Consider the following 4,253-nt stretch of genomic DNA (forward strand, 5'->3'; position numbering starts at 1 on the left):
AATTTCCTGCTTCATCATAGGCAAAACGGATGATGCCGCCATTCGGCTGTACAATTTTAATCAGCTGATCTTGCTCGTTATAAACTTGTTCGGTTTCTAGGCCTGCAAAATCAATTTGACGGGTAATGCGTTTTTGACTGTCACGCGATAGCCATTTTTCACGGCCATCGGCTAAGCGTGTGCGATAGGTAAAACCATCTAAGTCAAAATAGTAATAGGTCGGCACATCATAAGCATCATATACAGCAACTTGGCGCAGTCGTGGATGCCACTCCAAACGGGTCTTAAAGCTGCCGTCATCTGCCCATTCTGCGATGGCTTTGGCATTCGCCTCTTTTGATTCATAACGGATATTTTGCCCACGACCAGTACGGTCGGTATAGCGAGTCAGTTGATGCGCATCATTATATTCATAGCTGCGTACATGGCCATTTTGATCTACAGCCTTAATTAAATTGCCTTGCGTATCATATTCATAACGTGACACTGGCTCTGCCTGTTCATCCACAAAAGCAGCGATAACTTTTACTTGATCATTAAAGGCAAACTTGAGCTGGTGTTTAGCTTTCTTCAATTGAAAATCAATACTTTGCAGATAAGCCTGCTGTTCAAATAGTAAATAACTTAAAGCAACTTTTTCATCTGTTTCTTCATTGAATTGCTGAATCAACTGATAGTGTTTTCCGCCATTAAAGCTGTGAAAATGGAAACTCCACGCTGAACCAAAGTTTAGTAGCAAATCTTCATTTTCTAAAGGTTCTACCGTAAAGCCCTCATAAGGCACCGTGTATGCTTCATACAGGATTGACTCAGGCAACTGATGCTTGCGCCCATTACTGTCTATAAATAAGTAGCCATTTTTATTTTGGCTAATGACATTCGAAAAAGGCATCATCCAACGCGCTCCCATCATGCTTCCATCAAACTCATGCATTTGCGAATTATATTGACGGCTGAAGCTAAAGCCCACTTTGGGTAAGTAGAAATCAGTATGATTGACTCGTTCTGCGCCAATGGAATAGCTGATACTGTGCTTAGATTGTGAGTCAGCTCCTTGGCAAGGCGGATTATTCAGTGCATCGGCCTGTAAAGTTAAAAACTCTAAAGTATCACCTGTTGTATGCTGCTCATGCTCACCAGTTTGATTAATCGGCACGCTGGCACTGGCTTTATTGCCTTGTTTTTTGATGGCTTTTAAGGTTTCTTGTATCAACCAAGCAATACTATATTTTGTACCTGTATTTGCTTGTTGCTGAATTAGATTCGGTAAAAGCGATTGTGCTTGTTGTGCTTCCAACTGTAAAGATGTGACCCCTGTTGGCTTTTTAAGTTTCGGTATCAAACTAGCAAGCACACTGGTTTGTGTCAGATCAATCAGCGGTTTCGTCCAGTTACTAAATTGTTCCGTTGGATCTCGTTTTTCGGCAGTTGCGCCAAAATTAATGGTTGGTGATACCAGTCCTGATTTCGTTTCAGTTGCAAAGGCTGAGAGTATGGATATACCCAATGTGCTTGCACCTGAAAGCAAGGTAGGTAATTTAGCTTGTGTTTCAGTCAGGAATTTTTCTATATCCCCTGCCATTTGCGCATTTAAATGCAAAGACATGCGACGGATATCGGCTTCTTTGACTTTACCATTTTGCGGATATAAACATTCAGCCATGAGTCCCAATAAAGGACGTAAAGCCATTCGTACATGAGCTTCGGCTTTGGGTTCTAAGTATAAACCAATCAAGTTCATACAAAGTAAAGCGCCTTGCTGTACTCCTGACTCACCTTGTTTTTGCTCAGTACAAAACAATAGTAAATCTAAGACTGAACCTGAAAGTGCAAAAATATTGGCAACCGTTGGTACATTAGCAAGACTTTTCAACTGCCCTAAGTTGGTATTACCACATTGCTTTAAATAGTTTTCAATTTGATGTGCAATAAACTTATGATCTTCTGTATGCGTCACACTCTCTAAGTTAAAAATCGCCAGTTCAACTGCTGGCTTAGTTGTTGTCTGTTGTTCTTGTTGAACATTTTGCTCAGTTGTCATGTAAAAACCTATTACTCAAATTCTAAATATTTAAAATTGTGTTTTGCTGTCGCTCTTATGAAGTACTAACCATTGTTCTTTTTCGGTCGTGTGGTTTCACTGTAAGTAAGGTAAGGACTTGAATATTGTTTCCGGTCCACCCAATCATCATCACTAGCAAGGACTGGTATCGCTTGTGCTGGTGCCGCTTCCGCTACTTTTATTTCAGGCACTTTAGGCACTGCGACTGGTGCAGCTGTCACATTCGCGGGCGTTGCAGAGCCTTCTCGAATGGTTTCTGTATAGGTCAATGCGCGTGTGGAATAAGAAATTTTACGGCCCACAATGTCCTTATCAATGGTTGCTTGTGAGTTCTGAACTGCGGCAGCCGTTGACCCAGAAACGATGCCGTTACTCATTCCACTTCCACCTAATACACTGGATAAGCCTTGTGCCCCCTGACCCAAACTTGCCATTTGTGAAGCAGAAAGCCCCAAGTTAAGTTTCGATGAAATTGCAGATAGTGCGGAATTGGTGACTTGGTCTTTAAATTGATTTAATGCCTGTCCACCTAGATCTTTTAATGCATTTTTTCCTATATTTTTTAAAGAATCGGCATTTAAATTAAAGAGATTATCTTTTAACTGTGATGTTAAATTTTGCCCCAACGAACCCAATGTATTTTGTAAAAAGTCCGAAGCGCCTGGTACCACTTTTTCCGCCCAATCATAGTTGCGGTTAAAATGACTCGCTGAATCCCAAGCACTGCGTGGATCTTTATCAAACTCCACTTTCGCAGGTCCCGGTGCAATTCCTGTGACTTGTGCAAAGCCATTGCCGTCTAATTTTCCTGTAACTTGCTTGCCCAAAGCATCAATCACTTTAAATCCAGTTCCGCTAAAGAAATCTTGACCACCATAGCTCTTAAGCAGTTCTAAGGCCCCTTTCATCGGATTAGAAGTAGAAAGTTGTGCAGACTTGCTAGCACTCGATGCTGGTTTAAATAGATGCTGCCCTGCATTTACTTCAAATTTACCGCCTGTCTTAGCAAAAATTCCCGAGCCATTTAAAGTAATTTGGGAAGAAGCTCCTGTGATCACAATCTCTTTCGGACTGCTAATCTCTATTTTGTCCTCAGTAGAAGAAATCGTAATTCCTTTTTTTGCCAAAATATCCAAAGCATCAGACTGCGCCTGAATTTCGACTTTACTTTGCGCTGCTATTGCTTTAATACCACCTTGAGCTGCAAATAAGCTAACCTTACCTAAAGCTTGTCCCACAATATTTTTTTGCGTACTCAGGTTAATGCTATCACCGGCAATTTGGTTGATCATGCCTGTTGCTGATAAATGAATATCCTCTGGTGTACTCAGCGCAATACCATCGACCGAATTGAGTAAAAGAATGGCTTTTTTAAATTTCGCAATATCTTTTTCTATTTCACTGGCAAAAGCTTTTAGCTGTTCAACAGATTCAATTTCATCTGTTTTTTGTTGCTTTGCAATATCACTTAAAGACTTACTATTACTATGACTCGTCTCCAGCTGTGTTCTTGCAATCTCTGCATCTAAATGTTCACCATTGGCCTTTTCCTGTTTATAAGTCGACACCAATAAACCTTGTCCAGCTCGTACTGCCCCCCATTGATCGGTCCGCAGCTCAAAACCTTCACCCCGATCTTCACTTTCTGCTTTATCTTTTGGATGACTGAGCTTACCGAGGTTCAGTTGGCTCGCACCATGACTACTTTGTAGCTGGGTACTAATTTGCCCCGTGGTGTCATCAAAGCGTAATTGACCAAAACCCTCTCCCGCCACTTCTTTGGAACGAATTCCCGCGAGTTTTTTGGTATCGGGTAATTGTCCTTTATTGTCAAATTTAGTGGGACTACGCTGCGCTTCATGAATACGACCCACGACAAAAGGTCGGTCAATGTTGCCATCAAAGAAATCGACGACAACTATTTCACCAATTCGAGGTAAGAAGCGTGCGCCATAACCTTCGCCGGCCCAAGGGGTCAACACATCAACCCAAGCCGAGTCTGTGTCATTATTATTCGCACCTGCACCACCATCATGGCTATGATCATCAGAACGGGTAAACAAGAAACGGACTTTTATCCGCCCCCATTCATCAACATGGATTTCTTCACCGGCAGGCCCCACAACTTTAGCACGCTGCGGATGTGTTACTGGTCGATGTGTAAGTGGATTAAATTCAGGAACGGTCGTAA

At 41.9% G+C, this 4,253-nt stretch carries 2 protein-coding genes; both read right to left on the bottom strand.

Going from position 1 to position 4,253, the window contains the following annotated elements:
• The coding region (locus FTT88_RS16775; protein WP_180174124.1) for a DUF6531 domain-containing protein at positions 1 to 2,041 on the bottom strand (2,041 nt) is incomplete at its 3' end.
• A 65-nt stretch (positions 2,042 to 2,106) separates the two neighbouring features.
• Positions 2,107 to 4,253, bottom strand: a 2,147-nt coding sequence (locus tag FTT88_RS16780) for a type VI secretion system Vgr family protein (protein WP_257233099.1), incomplete at its 5' end; no start/stop codon positions are given.

It is taken from the genome of Acinetobacter sp. YH01024 (genome assembly GCF_013420195.1).
GTDB lineage: Bacteria > Pseudomonadota > Gammaproteobacteria > Pseudomonadales > Moraxellaceae > Acinetobacter > Acinetobacter amyesii.